This is a genomic window from Reichenbachiella sp. (assembly GCF_965233835.1).
Classification (GTDB): Bacteria; Bacteroidota; Bacteroidia; order Cytophagales; family Cyclobacteriaceae; genus Reichenbachiella.
Genome location: NZ_OZ247585.1, coordinates 2,327,699 through 2,347,630, shown reverse-complemented (window position 1 = coordinate 2,347,630; position 19,932 = coordinate 2,327,699). Strand labels below are relative to the sequence as shown.

At 40.0% G+C, this 19,932-nt stretch carries 16 protein-coding genes; 5 read left to right on the top strand and 11 right to left on the bottom strand.

Going from position 1 to position 19,932, the window contains the following annotated elements:
- Window positions 1-4: 4 nt before the first annotated feature.
- Window positions 5-952 (bottom strand): acetyl-CoA carboxylase carboxyltransferase subunit alpha, encoded by a 948-nt coding sequence (locus tag ACO6S2_RS09935; protein WP_422362344.1) that lies wholly within the window; start codon window positions 950-952, stop codon window positions 5-7.
- 109 nt (window positions 953-1,061) lie between these two features.
- On the bottom strand, window positions 1,062-1,277 hold the full coding sequence (locus ACO6S2_RS09930) for a PspC domain-containing protein (protein ID WP_422362343.1): 216 nt from the start codon (window positions 1,275-1,277) through the stop codon (window positions 1,062-1,064).
- Between the two features lie 140 nt (window positions 1,278-1,417).
- On the opposite strand from ACO6S2_RS09930, the gene ACO6S2_RS09925 reads away from it, so the two are divergent.
- Together ACO6S2_RS09925 and ACO6S2_RS09920 are read left to right on the top strand one after the other, a co-directional pair.
- Window positions 1,418-3,196, top strand: a complete 1,779-nt coding sequence (locus tag ACO6S2_RS09925; protein WP_422362342.1) for an OmpA family protein — start codon at window positions 1,418-1,420, stop codon at window positions 3,194-3,196.
- Between the two features lie 201 nt (window positions 3,197-3,397).
- Window positions 3,398-4,381, top strand: a complete 984-nt coding sequence (locus tag ACO6S2_RS09920) for a pyruvate dehydrogenase complex E1 component subunit beta (protein WP_422362341.1) — start codon at window positions 3,398-3,400, stop codon at window positions 4,379-4,381.
- On the opposite strand, the gene scpA is transcribed toward ACO6S2_RS09920, so the two are convergent.
- Window positions 4,382-6,523 (bottom strand): methylmalonyl-CoA mutase, encoded by a 2,142-nt coding sequence (scpA, locus tag ACO6S2_RS09915; protein WP_422362340.1) that lies wholly within the window; start codon window positions 6,521-6,523, stop codon window positions 4,382-4,384.
- Complete coding sequence (locus ACO6S2_RS09910; RefSeq protein ID WP_422362339.1) at window positions 6,520-8,220, bottom strand: methylmalonyl-CoA mutase family protein; 1,701 nt, start codon at window positions 8,218-8,220, stop codon at window positions 6,520-6,522. The genes scpA and ACO6S2_RS09910 overlap by 4 nt, the downstream gene beginning before the upstream one ends.
- Window positions 8,221-8,501: 281 nt before the next feature.
- Between ACO6S2_RS09910 and dnaA the strand changes: the two genes are divergently transcribed.
- Window positions 8,502-9,917: a chromosomal replication initiator protein DnaA gene (dnaA, locus tag ACO6S2_RS09905; protein WP_420581166.1), complete on the top strand. Its 1,416-nt coding sequence runs from the start codon at window positions 8,502-8,504 to the stop codon at window positions 9,915-9,917.
- A 34-nt stretch (window positions 9,918-9,951) separates the two neighbouring features.
- On the opposite strand, the gene ACO6S2_RS09900 is transcribed toward dnaA, so the two are convergent.
- From ACO6S2_RS09900 to mce, 4 genes are all read right to left on the bottom strand, one after another.
- On the bottom strand, window positions 9,952-11,400 hold the full coding sequence (locus ACO6S2_RS09900; protein ID WP_422362338.1) for a S1C family serine protease: 1,449 nt from the start codon (window positions 11,398-11,400) through the stop codon (window positions 9,952-9,954).
- An 81-nt stretch (window positions 11,401-11,481) separates the two neighbouring features.
- Window positions 11,482-11,910, bottom strand: a complete 429-nt coding sequence (locus ACO6S2_RS09895; protein ID WP_422362337.1) for a hypothetical protein — start codon at window positions 11,908-11,910, stop codon at window positions 11,482-11,484.
- Between the two features lie 86 nt (window positions 11,911-11,996).
- Window positions 11,997-13,025, bottom strand: coding sequence for a thiamine-phosphate kinase (gene thiL / locus ACO6S2_RS09890; RefSeq protein ID WP_422362336.1), 1,029 nt, complete (start codon window positions 13,023-13,025; stop codon window positions 11,997-11,999).
- On the bottom strand, window positions 13,025-13,426 hold the full coding sequence (gene mce, locus ACO6S2_RS09885; RefSeq protein WP_422362335.1) for a methylmalonyl-CoA epimerase: 402 nt from the start codon (window positions 13,424-13,426) through the stop codon (window positions 13,025-13,027). Before mce ends, thiL begins: the two co-directional genes overlap by 1 nt.
- 147 nt (window positions 13,427-13,573) lie before the next feature.
- Here mce and ACO6S2_RS09880 point away from each other — a divergent pair, with 147 nt between their 5' ends.
- Window positions 13,574-13,903: an iron-sulfur cluster assembly accessory protein gene (locus ACO6S2_RS09880; protein ID WP_348498444.1), complete on the top strand. Its 330-nt coding sequence runs from the start codon at window positions 13,574-13,576 to the stop codon at window positions 13,901-13,903.
- A gap of 37 nt (window positions 13,904-13,940) precedes the next feature.
- Here ACO6S2_RS09880 and ACO6S2_RS09875 read toward each other — a convergent pair whose 3' ends face one another.
- The 3 genes from ACO6S2_RS09875 to ACO6S2_RS09865 all read right to left on the bottom strand — a co-directional run bounded on the left by ACO6S2_RS09875 (window position 13,941) and on the right by ACO6S2_RS09865 (window position 17,913).
- A complete protein-coding gene (locus ACO6S2_RS09875) occupies window positions 13,941-15,749 on the bottom strand; it encodes a 4Fe-4S binding protein (RefSeq protein ID WP_422362334.1) in 1,809 nt (602 codons plus the stop codon).
- Window positions 15,746-17,086 carry an NAD(P)/FAD-dependent oxidoreductase gene (locus ACO6S2_RS09870; RefSeq protein WP_422362333.1) on the bottom strand — a complete coding sequence of 447 codons (1,341 nt, stop codon included), beginning with the start codon at window positions 17,084-17,086 and terminating at the stop codon, window positions 15,746-15,748. Before ACO6S2_RS09870 ends, ACO6S2_RS09875 begins: the two co-directional genes overlap by 4 nt.
- A gap of 344 nt (window positions 17,087-17,430) precedes the next feature.
- On the bottom strand, window positions 17,431-17,913 hold the full coding sequence (locus ACO6S2_RS09865) for a deoxycytidylate deaminase (RefSeq protein WP_422362332.1): 483 nt from the start codon (window positions 17,911-17,913) through the stop codon (window positions 17,431-17,433).
- A gap of 119 nt (window positions 17,914-18,032) precedes the next feature.
- Between ACO6S2_RS09865 and ggt the strand changes: the two genes are divergently transcribed.
- Window positions 18,033-19,727, top strand: coding sequence for a gamma-glutamyltransferase (gene ggt, locus ACO6S2_RS09860; protein WP_422362331.1), 1,695 nt, complete (start codon window positions 18,033-18,035; stop codon window positions 19,725-19,727).
- Window positions 19,728-19,932: the final 205 nt, after the last annotated feature.

Here is a 19,932-nt window from a genome sequence, read left to right as displayed (position 1 = left end):
ACAATTACGAGGCTACCACACCCATTTTACCAAATTTGTCAATTCTTTGACTTATTCTCTCTTCTGGAGAAACCTTATCGAGCTCTTTTAAATTTGAAACGAGTGCTTTTTTAAGTTCCTTGGCCGCTTCCGTCGTGTCAATATGAGCGCCACCTACAGGCTCCTTGATTACTCCATCCACCATACCATTGGCCAGCATATCCTTTGCTGTAGGTTTTAATGCCTCAGCAGCTTGCTCCTTATAGTCCCAACTTCTCCAAAGAATAGTAGAACAGTTTTCAGGTGAAATCACTGAGTACCATGAGTTTTCCATCATTAGCACTCTATCCCCTATACCAATTCCTAATGCTCCTCCAGAAGCACCTTCTCCTATGATCACACAAATCACGGGCACTTTGAGCATGAACATCTCTTTTAGGTTTCTGGCTATAGCCTCGCCTTGCCCTCTTTCCTCGGCTTCTAATCCAGGAAATGCGCCGGGCGTATCAATCAAACAAACGATAGGCTTGTTGAATTTTTCAGCCATCTTCATTAGGCGCAGAGCCTTTCTATATCCTTCAGGATTGGCCATACCAAAGTTTCGCATTTGACGCTGTTTGGTATTTCTCCCTTTTTGTTGCCCAATGATCATCACGGTCTGTCCATCCATAGATGCAAACCCTCCTACCATGGCCTTATCATCCTTGACGGTTCTATCGCCATGGATCTCTATAAACTCGTCCGTTATTTCATAAATGTAGTCGAGTGTATATGGTCGTTCTGGGTGACGTGACAACTGAACACGCTGCCAGCGAGTCAGGTTATCAAAGGTATCTTTCTTTAGTTTTTTAATTTTCTTCTCCAAAGTCTTGACCGCTTCATTCACATCTACATCGTTGTTAGATGCGAGCATCTTCATGTCGGCCAGCTTTTCTTCAAGCTCAGCTATGGGCTTTTCAAATTCTAATAGCATAGATTAATGGTGAAATTTGAAGTGCAAACCTAAAAATAAATTCCTAATTGAAGGTCAGGTAGAATCAGTTTATATCTGTAGAATTTAAAACATTCAAACTCTCATCTTCTCAATGATACCAAAGTGAATGCCTTCTTCTTATATGTTTTCTGAAATTCATAATGAAAGCCAACATTAAATACACCAACACTGGCGATCCAAAGGTGAGGAAGGATGTATATATAAAGAACAACCTAATGCTTGAAGAGGGAATTCTAAGCTTCTCCCCTAGTCTGGTACAAACCCCGAATGCATATTTCTCAAAAAAATCCTGTATTCCTTTCATAACCCTGCAAAATTAACGTAAAACGTCGAATTTATTTGTCTTCTATTAGTTTAGGATATATTTATTTTTTCCGTATTATTGCAATTATTCCGAAAATAAGTACAAAAAGTTATATCAATTTTAATAAAACAATTATTCAAATGAGAAAATCGAATATTGTAATAGCCTTTTTCGTAGGCTTAACAATGTTATCAGGCTGTAGTGCTCTGAACAACATGGTAAAGCTTGCTGCCACCCAGCAAGTAGATGTAGTACCTAGTCCACTTGAATTACATGGCGACTCTGTGAAGTTTGACATGTCTGTGGTACTACCAGCAAAAATGCTCCCACAAAATTATGTATACAATCTAACTACTTACTACAAGTCTGGTGAGAACGATACTGAAGTAGGTAAAATGGTATTTGACGCTGCAGATTTCCCTGACAGCAAAACAACTACTTCAAGACAAAGCGCTACTTATAGCTTTCTTTTCGACCCAGCTGCTAGCCAAGGAACTTTAGAAGTACAAGGAGTTGCAGTTGATAAAAATGCTAAGACCAAAGAAGCTGCAAGAATTGAAGTAGCCAAAGGAATCATCACTACTTCTCAATTGGTAGAAGATGAATTCTATAGCGCATACGCTTTCCACGGTTACAATGACCAAGAAGAACTTGTACCAACTAACGTTGACCTCTACTTCGATCAAGGAAGCTCTGTATTGAGAAGCTCTGAGACAAGAAGCGAAAAAGGAAAAGAATTTGCTGCTTTCATCGCAGACAAAAACGTAACTAAAACAGTAACTATCACTGGTACTCACTCTCCTGAAGGTACTGAGACTATCAACTCTGGATTGTCTGAAGCTAGAGCTAAGGCTATCGAAAGCTACTACAGAAAGCAAATGAGAAGATATGACTACAAGGACATGGCTGATTCTATCAACTTTATCCTTAAGCCTGTAGTTGAAGATTGGACTGCTTTCAAAGATGCTTTAAGCGCATATGAAGGTGTGTCTGATGCTCAGAAGTCTGAAATCTTAAAAGTTGTAAATGGTGCTGGTGTATTCGAAGACAAAGAAAAAGCTTTACAGAACTTGGATTCTTACAAAGCAATCTTCAAAGACATCTACCCAGGTTTGAGAGCTGCTAAAACTGAAGTTCTTACTGTTAAGGAAAAGAAAACAAACGCAGAAATTGCTGTATTGGCAAAGCAAATCGCTGAAGGAACTGCTAGTGCTGATACACTTTCAAGTGAAGAATTAATGTTTGCTGCTACTTTAACTCCTTCTTTGACTGAAAGAGAAGCAATTTTCAAAGCATCTACTAAGAAAGATGGTAGCTGGCAATCACACAACAACTTAGGAGCTGTATACCTAGAAATGGCAATTGCTGCTGAAGGTGACGAAAGAACTTCTAAAGTTGAAATGGCAATTACTCAATTGGAAATTGCTGCTAACAAAAACAACGCTGCTGAAGTATTAGCTAACATGGCTACTGCTTATGCACTACAAGGGGACAAAGCTCAGGCTTACGATGCTGTAGTTGCTGGATTGGAAAAAAGCCCTTCTGCTGATCATGCTGCAGGCATGAACGCTGTGAAAGGCTCTTTGGAAATCAAGAGAGGTGAGTACGATGCTGCTTTCGAATCTTTGAAAACAGCTAACGAATCTACTAGCGTAGCATTCAACAGAGGTTTGGCTCTATTGCTAAACAAAGACTTTGAAAATGCCGTAACTGGTTTCGGTAACGCTTCTGAGCAGGATGCTGAATTCGCTAAAGCTTATTATGCTTCTGCAATTGCTTCTGCAAGACTTAGAAACGATGCTGACATGCTATCTAGCTTGAAAACTGCTATCGAAAAAGATCCTGAATTGAAAGAGAAGGCGTTGAACGACCTTGAATTTTCAAACTATGCTTCTCAGGTAACTGAAGCATTGCAATAAGATCTCTAATCATTTGAATGGAAAGTCTCACTTCTTGATTGAAGTGAGACTTTTTTGTTTTAACTCTATCCTATTTATCGCTGTTTGATTGCGTTATTGAGGCCGTTGTAATAATTTAGCGGTCTTGAAATTCTTCAACTAGATTTTCAAGCTAGATCAAGAACGACGCACCCAAGCTATAAAACGTTAAATTAATTTCCGATGAAAGAATTACAATTCAGAGAAGCCCTTAGAGAGGCCATGAGTGAAGAAATGCGAAGAGACGAATCCGTATATCTCATGGGAGAAGAAGTTGCAGAGTATAACGGTGCGTATAAAGTAAGTCAAGGCATGCTTGATGAGTTTGGAGCGAAAAGAGTTATTGATACTCCTATTGCCGAACTAGGCTTTGCTGGCATTGGCGTTGGTTCTGCAATGAACGGACTTCGCCCTATCGTTGAGTTCATGACTTTCAACTTCTCGTTGGTTGCCATCGATCAGGTGATCAATGGTGCGGCCAAGATGATGTCTATGTCAGGTGGTCAATTCAATGTCCCTATCGTATTTAGAGGACCTACAGGAAATGCTGGTATGCTTAGCTCTCAGCACTCTCAGAACTTTGAAAACTGGTATGCGAACTGCCCAGGCTTGAAAGTAGTGATACCTTCTAATCCAGCAGATGCTAAGGGTCTGTTGAAGTCTTCGATCAGAGACAACGACCCTGTGATATTCATGGAATCTGAATTGATGTACGGAGACAAAGGCCAAGTTCCTGAAGGTGAATACCTTACTCCAATCGGCGTAGCTGAAGTAGTTAAGCAAGGTACTGATGTAACGATCGTATCATTTGGTAAATTCATGAAGGTAGCCAATAGCTCAGCTGAAGAACTTGCTAAAGAAGGAATTAATGCTGAAGTTATTGATCTGAAAACAGTAAGGCCTATTGATTATGACACAATCATTGAATCGGTAAAGAAAACTAATCGATTGGTAATTGTAGAAGAAGCATGGCCATTGGCATCGCTATCTTCTGAAATTAGCCATATCGTCCAAAAGAGAGCATTTGATCATTTGGACGCTCCTATTCACAGGATCACAAATAGAGATGTGCCGCTTCCATACGCCCCTACCTTGATTGAAGAAATCCTTCCAAATGTAGAAAGAACGGTGAAGGCAGTAAAAGAAATTATGTACGTGCAGCAATAGTTATTGCTGCACTTCTTTGATCAACTTCACTAGTATATCTGTAGCTGCGTCAGATATTTTGGTTCCTGGACCAAAAACACCTGCTACGCCGGCTTCATATAAAAAATCGTAATCTTTAGGAGGTATTACACCTCCTGCGATTACCATTATATCTTCCCTTCCGAGTCTCTTTAGTTCTGCGATCAATGCAGGTACAAGTGTTTTATGGCCCGCAGCCAGACTCGATGCCCCTATGATATGTACATCATTTTCAGTAGCCTGCTTGGCTACCTCCTCCGGTGTTTGAAAAAGCGGACCGATATCCACATCAAAACCTAAATCCGCGAAACTTGTGGCAATTACCTTGGCTCCACGATCGTGGCCATCTTGACCCATTTTGGCGACCATGATCCTAGGTCTTCGACCGTCCAGTTCTTCGAACTTATCCACCAGATCTAAAACCTCTTTTATTTCTTTATTGTCTTTCACTTCTTTTGCAAATACACCTGAAACAGCCGACGTCTTTGGCACATGTCTTCCGAATGTCTTTTCCATGGCGAACGAAATTTCTCCTAAAGTAGCTCGTACTCTGGCAGCCTTTACCGACAGGTCTAGCAAGTTCCCTTCGCCCGTTTCAGCACTTTTCGTAAGATCGGATAAAGCTCTATCTACAGCAGATTGATCTCTTTCCGCCTTGAGTTTATTCAATCGTTGGATTTGAGATTTTCTCACCGCTTCATTGTCCACCTCCAGCAATTCAATATCTGTTTCTTCTTCTGTAAGATATTTATTTACACCTACAATGATTTCCTGTTTGGTGTCTATTCTTGCCTGTTTTCTTGCTGCAGCCTCTTCTATTTTCAATTTAGGCATTCCGGTTTCAATAGCTTTTGCCATCCCTCCCATCTCTTCTATTTCATTGATCGTATCCCAAGCTTTTCTAGCCAGCTGATCTGTCAAATACTCTACGTAATAAGAACCCGCCCATGGATCAACAACCTTGGTAATATCTGTTTCTTCTTGAAGATAAATCTGAGTATTTCTGGCAATTCTCGCTGAAAAATCGGTAGGCAGCGCAATGGCTTCATCCAGGGCATTGGTATGCAACGATTGTGTGTGACCAAATGCCGCCGCCATGGCCTCAATGCAAGTTCTTGCAATGTTGTTATAAGGGTCTTGAGCTGTTAAACTCCATCCGGAAGTCTGACTATGGGTACGCAAAGCCATGGATTTTGGATTCTTTGGATTAAAGGTCTTCACCATTTTTGCCCATAAGATTCGAGCCGCACGCATCTTTGCAATTTCCATGAAATGATTCATTCCAATAGCCCAAAAGAAAGATAGCCTTGGTGCCAATACATCGACATCGATACCAGCTTCAACTCCAGTTCTCAAATATTCTAAACCATCAGCTAAAGTAAAGGCCAATTCCAAATCGGCCGTAGCTCCTGCCTCTTGCATGTGGTATCCACTAATACTAATGGAATTGAATTTCGGCATGTGCGCTGAGGTATACTTAAAAATATCAGAGATAATGCGCATGGAAGGTTTAGGTGGATATACAAAAGTATTTCTCACCATAAACTCTTTCAGGATATCATTTTGAATGGTACCACTCAACTTTGATTTATCTACACCTTGCTCTTCCGCTGCAACAATGTAAAAGGCCATAATAGGAAGTACTGCCCCATTCATGGTCATAGATACCGACATTTGATCTAAAGGGATTTGATCAAACAAAATCTCCATATCTAAAATAGAATCGACAGCTACACCAGCCTTACCTACATCCCCAGTCACACGTTCGTGATCTGAATCATAACCACGATGTGTAGCCAAATCAAAGGCTATAGACAGTCCCTTTTGCCCAGAAGCCAAATTCCTTCTATAGAACGCATTGGATTCCTCTGCGGTAGAGAAACCTGCATATTGTCTAATCGTCCAAGGCCTGGAGGCATACATTGCCGAATAAGGCCCTCTTAAAAAGGGTGGAAGCCCAGCAGAAAAACCAATATGCTCTGCCTTCTTGGTGTCCTCAGAACTGTAGTTCTCCTTTACAGGAATATCCTCCGGAGTCATGAATGAGGTTGTATCCTGCGATTTTGTTTTTGTATTCCAATCTAATTGGTTAAAACTAAGTTTTGAAAAATCTGGTTTGATCATGACAATGATGAGTTTTGAGTGACTCCTATTTGATTTAACACATCTATTACGGTTTGTAAACGATTGGATTTAGCATTTACCCAACCAGAAATCATTGATGAAGTAGCGTCAGTACTTTTACCAGCAGCCCATACAAGTTTTGACTTGTCAATACCATTTATCTTTTGTATTTCTTGCTGACTATAGTCTTCATCCGCTCCGCAACAGACTACGATGTGATAGTCGGGCATCTCTTCAAGACTATCCATTTTAGTCACTCTAAACCCTGCCCAATTAAAGAAATTCGTAACAAATGTATAGCGAGCATTTATCATCTTAGCCTTAGCCCCAGTTGCCACTAGACATACTGTAGGCCTATTCTCTTCGCCGCTTTCAGACACAAATTCTTCAACTCTTTTTCTAACAGCTTCAAACTCAACAGATAATGATTCTGATGTCACTAACAGTTCATCGGATGAAATCTTCTCATCAGCATTACCGAAATCATTTACACCTACCATTTTACGTCTTCCGGAAGCGATTCTATTTTTTTGAAATTCTACGTCTTTGGCAATTTCTGATTGAAATACTTCCTCTTTTACAGCAGAGTTGAAACCGCCATTACTTTCAATGTTTTGGAATTTTTCCCAAGACTCTTCAGCTAGTTTTTTTGACATGTCTTCCATATAATAAGACCCTGCTGCAGGGTCCATAGTCTTAGACAGATAAGATTCGTCCTTCATCAAGTTTGAAATGTTTCGAGCAATTCTATCAGATGAAGCCAAAGAATGGCTTGGATCAATGGTTAAATAATCTGCCCCACCCAAAACAGCGGACATCGCTTCAGAAGTGCATCTCAAAAAGTTCGTATTTGAATCCAAAGAAGATTTTGTAATTGGAGAGGTAGAACCATGTACTGGAATACTTAAATCCTCTACACCATATTGCTTTAGCAACTGCGCCAACAACATTTTCATTACCCGTACCTTGGTCAGCTCTAAAAAATAGCTAGAGCCAATATCCGTACTCACAAAAATGTTGCTTACTATCTTATCTAATGAATATCCTTTATCCATTAAATGATTGATATAGAAGACACATTGTGAAAGCAAAAAAGAAAGCTCAGTAGCAACTCCTCCTCCATTTCTTTGCACAAGACCACAGTCAACGTTAATGACTCGATGTCCATGGGTACTTGCAGAGAGTAAGCCCTCCAATAGTGTCAAATGGTTTTGGCTTATTGTTGCGTCTACCTCTCCCAAAGATTGGAACAGTAACACTTCACCTTCACCTTCCGCAGGGTGTTTACTTTTCCACCATGTCACAAACTTCAGATAGTCCTCTAAACCTGAAGTCTTTAAAGCCAAAGTACAATACTCAGGAGAAACTTTATTCAGAAGTCTCTCCAAATCATTTACTTGAGAACTTTCTAAAGTCAGCCCGTCAGCACCATTCATTAATGCATCAAGTACCTTCTCATTCGTTGCATTGATTCCTATCGGTTGAAGGTATTTCCAATCCAGGCTCTTCTTTAAAGGTATGTGGAGTTTGTCTTTCGCGTCTTCTTCGTTGTAATAAGCTGAAAGAGACAATTCTCTTTCACACTTCCAGCTAGAAATACGCTGTACCGTATCTGCACCTAGATCTTGAATGAGTTTGTCTGTCCACTCCTTTTTTGAAGCTTTATCAAACTCGTCAAAATTGTATTCTTTTATCATAATAATTGGGTAGAAATCGCAATTTAAAGCGTTAGGAACGAAGAAGGAAAATTTGAGAATTAATTATTGAAAATCCTACAAACAAGCTCCTGAGGGTAATAAAAGTGCATTTTTCGAAGAAAATTCAAAAAAAAGAAGCGGCTATAGATGATAGAACAATTTTCCAAAAAGTCAATACACAATTGATTTTTTTGTTAATTATTTTTTCTTCAAATTTGATGTCCGCTTTAGAGAGAGATGTTGAAAATAATCAGTTTTTAACCACCAACAATTTTAAACGAATGCATCTAAAAATATGGGATAAGTGCTTGGAGTTCATTGGGTCAAAAATACCCGAACAAAGCTTTAAAACTTGGTTTGAACCCATTATTCCCATAAAATTCACCCATCCTGTACTTACTATTCAGGTTCCTTCGCAGTTCTTTTATGAATGGCTTGAAGATAATTACGTACAAGTACTTAAAGCAGCAATTCAAGCAGAAATTGGTGAGGAAGGGAAATTAGAATATTCAGTAATTGTAGACAAAGGAAATTCCTCGAATCAGCCGTACACGGTCAATTTGGCACAAAAAAACGGAATTTCTAAATTTGGACAAATCAAGGGGGATCAAAATCAGCGTTTCGCGAGTCCTTTCGCCCTTCAAGCGGTAGATGGATGTTACCAAAAATCCAATCTGAATCCAGAAAATACATTTGAAACCTATATTGAAGGCGATTGTAACCGTTTGGCAAGATCAGCTGGTTTTGCTGTAGCTACGAAGCCTGGCGTGACATCATTTAATCCATTGATGATTTACGGTGGTGTTGGACTTGGAAAAACGCATTTGGTTCAAGCCATCGGAAATAAAATAAAAGAGGAGTCTCCGGAAAACTTTGTATTGTACGTGGCTTCCGAAAAATTTGCCAATCAATTCATTGAGGCCTTAAAAAACAACAACCTTCAGGATTTCACGAATTACTATCTCAACGTGGATACGTTGATTATAGACGATGTGCAGTTCTTTAAAGATAAGGTGAAAACACAGGAGATCTTCTTCCATATTTTTAATCATCTGCATCAAAACGGTAAGCAGATCGTCATGTCTAGTGACAGACCACCTACCGAATTGCAAGGTTTACAAGAACGATTGGTCTCAAGATTCAAATGGGGATTAACTGCAGACTTGCAAAATCCTGATTTCGAAACCAGGCTAGCGATCATCCAGAAGAAACTTCAAGATGATGGATTGATTATCGATGATAAAGTCCTTGAATATTTGGCGTATAGTGTAGATACTAACATCAGAGAATTAGAAGGTGTACTTATTTCATTGGTAGCACATTCTTCACTCAATAAAACTGATATTGATCTAGAGCTGGCCAAGCAGACACTTAAGTCTATCGTTAAAAATATTGAGTCAGAAGTTGGTATTGATTACATCCAGAAGACAGTTTCTGAATACTTCAATGTATCGTCTGACGACCTGAAAGCTAAGACTCGGAAGAAGGAAATAGTTATTGCCAGACAGTTGGCTATGTACTTCTCAAAGGACTACACCAATCATTCGTTAAAAAGTATTGGAAGCCACTTTGGAGGGCGAGATCATAGTACTGTGATTCACGCGTTACAGTCGGTCAACGATATGCTCGATACCGATGCTCGATTTAGGTCATCGTTCTCTGAGCTAAAAAAGAAATTTAAAATGAAAGCCATATAGGCTTTCATTTTTTTATTCTCCTCTCTCCTACTTTCTAGAATAGAAACGGAAAGTAAACTTTTCTACCTGAAGTGGTAATTCCTGATACAATCACCTTTCCTCTGATTTTGTTCAAAATGTTTTCTAGTTCCTGAGGAGATTCTATGTTGCTGTGATTAATCTCAGTAATTATAAACCCTTCAGGGATATCCAGCTTTCTAAAAAATCCATTACCCACTTCTACCACTCTAATTCCAGACTTAACCCCTAACAAATCTCTTTCAGCCTTCGATATGGTTTCGAAAGAGGCCTGCATAGATTGAGACTTATAAATATCCCTCGTAAGTACTTCTGTGGTTCCTTCACGGTTCGTGAACTCCAAGGTTTTCTCTATATCCTTATTACCTCGTTTCAATGTCAATTGAATCAAATCTCCCGGATACTTGTAGCCGATCATTTCTTCCAGCTGCGCTTTGTCGTATAATGGCTCTCCGTTGACAGCCACAACCACATCTCCTTTCTCCAAGTCTGCTTTATCTGCTGCCCATCCTTTTTGCACATGAGTAATAATGACACCATTCATGGTATTGATATTCAATTCCTCCGCCAGCTCATTGTCGATGTCTGCGAATTCGGCACCAAAAAAAGCCTTTTGCACTTCGCCATACTGAACAATGTCATTAAACACCTTCTTGACGATATCCACTGGCACTGCGAATCCATAGCCTGCATAAGAGCCGGTCATAGATAAAATCGCTGTATTAATACCAATCAACTCTCCATTCCTATTAACCAAGGCTCCGCCACTATTTCCGGGGTTAATGGCGGCATCCGTTTGAATGAATGATTCAATAGGAAATTTATCTTTTAGTATATGGATGTTGCGTCCCTTTGCGGAAACAATACCTGCCGTTACTGTTGAGGTCAAATTGAATGGATTGCCCACGGCTAATACCCATTCTCCGACCTTAACCTCACTCGAGTTTCCAACTGCAATTGCAGGAAAGTCCTTCACATCAATCTTGATTACAGCCAGGTCGGTGGAAGGATCGGTACCGACAATATGGCCTTTGTAGCTTCTTTTCTTATGAACCACTTCAATCTCATCCGCATCTTCGATCACATGATTATTGGTTACGATATAACCATCTTCTGAAAAAATCACCCCAGAACCAGTGCTAATTCGTTGTGACGTCCTGGGCTCAAAAAACCAGTCCATCCAGTGGCCGGTCCGGTAATTGATTACACTTAGGTTCTTAATAAACACTACGCTATTCGTAGATTGCTCTGAGGCATCCACAAAGTCTTCCGCTGGCAGCAAGTTTGAATTAGATACTGAGCTGTTGGAAACAAAGTCTGCATTTTTTTGAGCATAGGACCTGCTTTCTTCTTTATTTGCTTCCTGCTGCTTAAGGCCTGCGAATTCTAAATACTCCAAGGTAAACCAAACACCCATTCCGGCAGACAAAAATGCTACTAATCCTGTTTTAATGTATTTCGACATGTTCATTAAATCGTTTTTCCAATTGAAAAATACGAAGTAATGACTGAGAAGTTGAAAAGGTGTATGTTAAAGATTGTTAAGCTATTTGCTCAATAGCCAACTAAAGGCTTCATCAACATTCTGAAAAAACTTATTATGTGAAGCCTCAGGGATTTTGATTGAACTCTGGATATCGTCTACGGAAAACTGGGCAAAAACATCTAATGGAGAAACAGTAGCCGAATATTCTATTCCTGCCTTGATCATTTCTTTCGTAAAGGCCCCTGCAATATATTTTTGAGACTCTTCGTCAAGCACTTCAATTTCTCGTGCGTCGTAAAGTACTTTTCTAGCTCCCTCAAGAGTAACTGCATCTATAATCCGCTGTGCCACAGCCTTGATTTCATCAAACGTACAAAAGCCTGTCCAGCGACTTGTTAGGATCTTATTGATTGGACTCCAAAACACCTGCACGTAAGGTTTATTGAGATACACCTTAGAATCCTTAGGTATTTCAATGGATGCGTTCATTTTCTTTAGGGGTCAACTACGAGTTCCTAACAAAGTTAAAATCATTTTGAAAAAAAAATATCATATTCAATTGACATTTTTTCTGGCTAAAAATGCTTCCAACCCTGCGCTTGCAATGACACCGTATTGTTGTTCTTAGTCACCATTTTCAAGCCATTGGCTTTTTTGTCTATATAACCTATCGTAGCAATATCAGGGTGATTTTTGATCTTCTCAAAATCATTTTGTCCAATGGTGAATAACAACTCGTAATCCTCCCCACCATTTAAGGCGCAAGTCATTGGGTCCATATTAAACTCTACAGCCGTATCATAAGCCATCTTGGCAATTGGAAGTTTGTCTTCGTAAATAGTCACTCCCACTTCGGAGTTCTTGGCTATATGGAACAGTTCTGAAGCCAATCCATCTGAAATATCAATCATAGAAGTGGGTACCAATCCAAGATCACCCAACTCATGAATGACATCCATTCGTGCGGAAGGTTTCAACTGGCGTTTGACGATATAGTCGTACTTTTCAAGATCAGGCTGCATTTCAGGGTTTTCCTTGAATACCGCTTTTTCTCTTTCTAATATTTGAAGGCCTAAAAAGGCTCCTCCTAAATCCCCTGTTACACAGATGATATCATTTTCTTCAGCATTCTTGCGGTAGACCACTTTATCCTTGGCTACCTCACCAATAACAGAAACAGAAATCACCAAACCAGCCGGAGACGAAGTAGTGTCTCCACCTACTAAATCAACCTTGTAATCCTCGCAAGCAAATTGGATACCCTTGTACAGTTCCTCAACAGCCTCCACAGAGAATCGATTGCTCAATCCTAGACTCACTGTAATCTGTTTTGGAATTCCATTCATAGCGGCAATATCGGAGATATTCACCGCCACTGCTTTGTATCCCAAATGCTGCAGTGGCATATAAGACAAATCGAAATGCACACCCTCCAACAGCATGTCCGTAGAAAGCAGTTGTAAAGGATCGCCAGCACCAAAAACTGCAGCATCATCTCCTATACCCTTTAGTGTAGAGCTGTTTTTATTAGTAAACTTCGAACTGATTTGATCAATCAGTCCAAACTCACCTATTTCTCCTATTTCCGTTCTTTTTTCCGACATTATCCTTTTATTTCCTGACACAGTTCTACTAGTACTCCATTGCTCGACTTGGGGTGAAGAAAACAAACCAGCTTATTGTCTGCTCCTTTTTTCGGTTCTTTATTGATCAATTGAAAACCCTCTCCTTCTAATCGCTTCATTTCGACATGAATATCTTCCACCTCAAAAGCTAAATGATGGATGCCTTCACCTTTCTTCTCAATAAACTTAGCGATGGCACTATCCTCTTCGGTAGCTTCCAACAATTCAACTTTGGATTCACCCACCTGAAAAAACGAAGTCGAAACATTTTCTGAATCAACCGTTTCTACTTTATAGCTTGGTTGACCAAACAATTGCTCGAAAAGCTGGTTAGAATATTTTAGGTTCTTCACCGCTATACCAATGTGTTCTAGTTTCATTTTTGGAGATTAATTATTCAAAACGATTCTAAATAAATCGTTAGATTTGCAAAAAAAGTGAAACTTTTCTGCACGACGAAGGGTTTTCTACTTTTAAAAGTTAGACATTCAAATAGGTATTCAAAATACCATTAGATATAAGAAAATATGTTGACCGTATCAGAAAAAGCGCAAAACAGAATAGTAGAATTGAAGAAGGCAGAAGGACATACCGATCAGCACAACCTTAGGGTTTCTGTAAAAGGTGGTGGTTGCTCTGGCTTGATGTACGATTTATCGTTCGACGATCAGATCACCGACAAAGACGATGTCTTTGAAGGAGCCAATGGCGTGAAAGTAATTGTGGACAAGAAAAGCCTTTTCTATCTACTCGACACTACGCTAGATTTTTCAGATGGCCTAAATGGCAAGGGCTTTCAATTCGTAAACCCGAATGCTACCCGAACTTGTGGCTGTGGAGAAAGCTTCGCCGTGTAGTCTTTACTTCAATTAAAGTATTTTAAAGCCGTAGATTCTATCTGCGGCTTTTTTTAATCTCAGGAAAACTATCATTTCCAATCAGGCCAGCTGTTTCAAACCGATTGTCGTCTGCTCGGTTTTCAAGATTGAGTACGCCTCTAGGGCAAACGGCTGAGCACACCCCACAACCTACACAGGAAGAACGGATGATATTTTCTCCTCGCTGTGCATACCAGCGTACATCTATACCCATTTCGCAATAGGTGGAGCAGTTGCCACAGGAAATGCACTGCCCGCCATTGGTGGTAATTCTGAACCTAGACTTGAATCGCTGTACCAGACCAAGGTAGGCCGCCAGCGGACATCCAAACCTGCACCATACTCTATTTCCCATCAAGGGGTAAAAACCGGTACCTACCACACCGGCAAAACCAGCACCAATCCATCCACCATAAACCGAACGAAGCTTATAAGAACTCACTCCCAACAATTCACTTTCGCCAGTCCAATAAGTGTACAACACGCCGATAGTCATAACAATAGCGAAAACCAACACGGCGTGAATAGAAACACGCTCAAACTTCCAGGCTTTCAAAGATTTGTCAGACAATTGACGGAAGGGGTCTCCAGCGGTCTCGGCCAAACCACCACATCCACATACCCAGGAACAGTACCAGCGCTTGCCAAAGAAATACACCATCACAGGTACACCAATCAATGTCAGGCCTATACCCCAACCGAGCATAAAAAGTCCTATCCCTCCATGATTGATCAGTGTATTCAGCTCATTGTCAAAGAAAAAGTCATAATCCAAGGGCCAGATGTTTTTGAAATCAAAATAGGGTTGATTCAATCGAATCAATATTTCGGGAATTAAAAAGGCAAAAGCCAATTGAAAAAACATGACGGAAGCCGTTCGCCAGAGCTGGTACTTGCTATGTCTATATTTGATAACCATCCTAACACCCATTACAAGAATGGCCAGTGTGTAGATAAAACCATATAGGAAGAATCGGCCTGCATCCGATCCTTTGAGCCACTGACTTACGGGATCAACCATCAGAATCCAACTAGTCATATATTCCGGATAGAAATACAAAACGATATAAAAGAGAATCAGAAAGGTCCCGAGCAATATACCAATCCAGCCAACATTTTTGGCCTTGCTGTGAAAAGTGCCGTCATTCTTGATGCCGGGTGGACCAAGTATTTTCTTGTTGGGTAGAATATAAAGCAAGGCACCCAAAATCATCAATGAGTAGATCAGTACAAAGGAAAACGTCTTATTTTGCGATATCCATCCTGCAGACGAAGCTTTGGTTAATGAATATTTCAAATCTTTGATTTCATATTCATTAAAACCTTTTTGGTTGATCACACCATACTTGGCAATATTGTCTTGAACAATCTTGAGTGAATTCCTCAACTCCTCTGCACTCCCAAAACTTCGGCCATCCAACCATCCTCCATAGGATTGAAAAGATTCCCATTGAAATCCAGTTATCGCGTCTTTCGTTCTGAATGCTTGTTGAGCCTGATCCAAAGTAAAAACACCCTCTGAATAGAATGTAAGTATCTGGTCAATTCTTTGATCGCTGATAGCAAATTGCTCAAGTTGGAAAGCGTTCGCTTCATTAAACACTTTATCCAAGGCCGAATTGAAGCCAAATGAGTGGATAAAAGTCTGACCTAGCTCATTTTCAGCAAACGATTTGAACAACTCAGATTTAGTGCTATCCTTTATCTGCGTATCAATGATTTGTCCTGTCAGCTTATAATTTTCACTCACAAAAGAGCCCAAAAACAAAGCAAACCCGACCAAAAAAGTGATGAGCCCAATATTTTGTATCAATTTATAATTCATGCGAATAACCTTTTTAGTAAGGACGGTCTTGTATTTTTGACGGTCATAAAATCAAATTCTCGATTGAATTTCTCTCGAATGCTGTATTCGTAAGTTTTATAAAACTCAGGGTCAAAATTGGCTTGATCCAGATGCTCCATCACAAAGTTGATTTTTCGCTCTTTGCCAATCCAATCATCCCAAACCTCATGTCGCATTCTGATTCCGAAGACGTTTACACCAATAACCGCCATAGTTTTTTCGTCAAAAACTACTCTCACCAGTTTCTTATTACCCTCAGATTGCCAAACGAATTGCTCTTGTCCAGCATCCAGTTCAGGTTTTACCTGACCATAGGTCTGATATTCAATGTTGAAAAATTTGGCAGAATTGAACCATATTCCTGGTTTGTAAGCCGTCTTCTCTCCTGTGATGGTACGCGCTACAGTTTCTCCCATCATCCGACCGGTATACCATACTTGCTCCACAGGCCTCCGTCCTTTTGAGGGATTTTTATGTTCAGCGCAGTCACCAATGGCATATACATCCGGAATGTTCGTTTCCAGATATTCATTGACGACTACCCCCCTATCTATTTCTAGTTTCGTATCCTTCAGCCAATTTACATTTGGGGAAACACCTACTGTAAGCCCAACAAACTGACATTCGATTTCTTTCCCACTTTTGGTGACCACAGCAACGACATTGTTATTGTCATCAGTTTTAATCTGATCGAGCTCAGTTGCCAGATGCAAATCAATATGATGTTCAATGATTTCTTGATTAATCATTTTGGCCTCCTCCTCAGGCAAAACAATATCCCAAAAATTCTTTTCTCTTACTAGAAAAGTGACTCCTACTCCTCTGGAATGAAACATTTCGGCTAATTCAATCCCTATTAGCCCTCCTCCAACAATTACCGCATGTTTGATAGATATCGTTCGTTCTGTTATATATTCTAAATCTTGCTTGCTGTACAATCCTCTCACGCCGTTTGCGTCCTGACCAGGCCAGCCAAATTTATTTGATACCGACCCGGTGGCAATGATCAATCGATCATAAGTCAATTGTTCTCCATCCTCCAAGCTTATCGATTTGGAGTCAAAGTCGACGGCAGTAACCCAATCCTTCACCAAATCGATTTTGTTTTTCTTCCAAAACCAGTTCTCGTAAGGTTGTGTATGTTCAAACTCCATATGCCCCATATAGACATACATAAGTGCTGTTCTTGAATAGAAATAATCTGTTTCGCCGGAGATCACAGTAACTCTGCAATTACTTTGCTTACGAATATGACGTGCTGCAGTAACTCCGGCAATACCATTCCCGACAATTACAATGTGTGTGTTTTCTTGCATAAAACGAAGGAGGAGTTCAAGACTAATTCAAATCTAAAATACAACTTACATGAAGAAAGTTCCACTTATATAGGTAATTCCCCTATCAAATAGTGAATACCCGTAATTTTCACATTTTTTCTAAGAATAGTTTTGTGTGTTGGTACAGCTTATTATCTTTGTATCACAATTTCGAAAGAAAGAAAAATATTTCGAATTGCTACATCTTTTTTGGCACGATTATCGTATATTAAGGGTAGCATTCAATTACAACATTTAAGGTTGTTGAGGTAAGTTTAGGTTAGGTTGGTTTAGGGGTTGCACGTCAAAAGGCAGCCCCTTCCTTTTTTATAAGCCTTTACTTTTCAAATCATAGCAGTCAAATCCGCAATTTCCCCTTCATATTTTTTGCAACTGACTCCAAACTTCTCCAGGAAGTCAATCCCCTCGTCTGAAGCTAGTCCTTTATATTCGGCATAAGATTTTAGATAAACAACCTCAGATATACCCATAGAGAATATAATCCTGGCACAGGAAAGACAAGGGGAAAGCGTCACGTATAGTTTTGATCCTTCCACAGAAGCGTTGTTTTTCACCGCATAAAGAATGGCATTTTGCTCTGCATGAATAGCCAGTGTACAGCTTCCTTTAGAATCTCTGTCACAACCCGTTTCAGGAAATTCCTCGTCGCAGTTGTGCGTATGAGCCGGAGGTCCATTGTATCCAATGGATATAATTCTTGTTTCTTTTACTAATACAGCTCCTACATGCCTTTTGATACAATGTGAACGTTTGGCCAAGTTTACTGCCAACTCCATATAGATATCATCAAAATCAGGTCTCTTCATATCTTATCTTCTTAGGAAGGCAATTTACCCAATACCACAATTCTCAAACAGTATTTTCTTGATAATTAAACCCTATCATCAATTACTTATACTTGTGGTATACTAAATCCATTTCAACAATGAGCCTACGCACGCTACTTTTGGCACCCATCCTACTCACCACTTTTTGCACCACCCCACAAACAGAAAACAGAACGCGGGGTACTCTTAGTAAAAATGGCATGGTGGTCTCTGCTCATATACTCGCCTCCGAAGCTGGTAAAGAAACTCTTCAATCTGGAGGCAATGCTTTCGATGCCGCAGTTGTTACGCATTTTGTATTGGCTGTGGTTTATCCCCAGGCTGGTAATATTGGCGGCGGCGGCTTCGCGGTCTTTCGGCTTGGCAATGGAGAAAATGGTTCTCTTGACTTTAGAGAAAAAGCACCTATGGCCTCAAATGAAAATATGTACTTAGATGAAAATGGTGAGGTCATCGAGGATAGTAGTCTGGTCGGTCATCTTGCCGTGGGTGTGCCTGGGTCTGTAGATGGCTTGTATAAACTACACAGAAAATACGGAAAACTATCATGGCCTTCCCTGATCCAGCCCGCCATAGATCTAGCCAAAAACGGGCATGCTATCAATCAAACCTTGGCAAAAGAACTCAACCGTTTTAAGCAGACCTTTCTTGATGTAAACCAAAGAAACATTCCATATACTAAAAGTGAAATTTGGCAAACGGGAGATACCTTAATTAACAGAGATTTGGCCAAGACGCTGACCACGATTCAAGAAAAAGGAAGAGATGGTTTTTATTCCGGCTGGGTGGCTGAAAAGCTTTTGAATGAAAGCAAAAAAGGCAACGGCTTGATTAGACAAAATGACCTCAACAAATATGAATCTCAATGGCGCGCACCACTAATCGGTAGTTATAAAAACAGACAAATTATTACCATGGCCCCACCTTCTGCTGGTGGGGTAACGCTCCTTCAAATGCTTCAGGGATCTGAACAATTTAACTTGGAAAAATCTGGTCACAATACGGCATCTACGATTCACAAAATGGTCGAGATAGAAAGGCGCGGATATGCCGATCGTGCCACCTATTTGGGTGACCCTGATTTCGTAGAAATTCCATTGGACAAATTACTAAGTTCATCATACAACGAACGAAAATTTTCGGACATCAATCCATCCAAAGCTACTCCTTCCAATCTGGTTAAGGAGGGGCAAGTTGACGTAATCGAAAGTATGGAAACCACGCATTTTTCCATCCTTGATATCGAAGGAAATGCAGTCGCCATTACCACCACTTTGAATAGTTATTTTGGGTCAAAAGTACTGGTAGAAGGAGCCGGTTTTTTTCTCAACAATGAGATGGATGATTTCAGTATGAAGCCAGGCGTTCCCAATCAATTTGGATTGGTCAGTACCGAAGTGAATTCGATCGCACCTGAGAAGAGAATGTTGAGTTCTATGACACCAACCATAGTCGAAAAAAATGGCAGAGTCGAAATGATTTTGGGCACACCTGGTGGCTCCACAATTATCACTTCTGTATACCAGGCAATTCTCAATGTTGTTGATCACAATATGACCATGCAAGAGGCCGTTGATGCGCCAAAGTTTCACAGTCAATGGCTACCTGATAAAGTCTATTTTGAAGAAGGAAAGTTTGATCCAAACCTACTAGATTCATTACGACTACTGGGTCATACTATTGAAATAAAACCGGCAATTGGTAAGCTCGAATGCATCATGGTCTACGAGCATGGTACCATCGAAGGCGCGCCAGATATTACAAGAAATGAAAGCGCGGCTTCAGGTTATTAAAGCCTGGTTCATACATTTTATTCGTTTAAGCCAATAGGTACCATCTATTCTAGACTAAGAAAAAATTATACCTTTTTTATTAAAACCTATTATTTAAACAAATAGATTTAAATATCTGATTTATAAAATATTAAATATCTCTAATAGATTTTGTCTATTGACTTTTAAAAATGCATTTCATGCCTTCATTTATTTCATTTTTAGC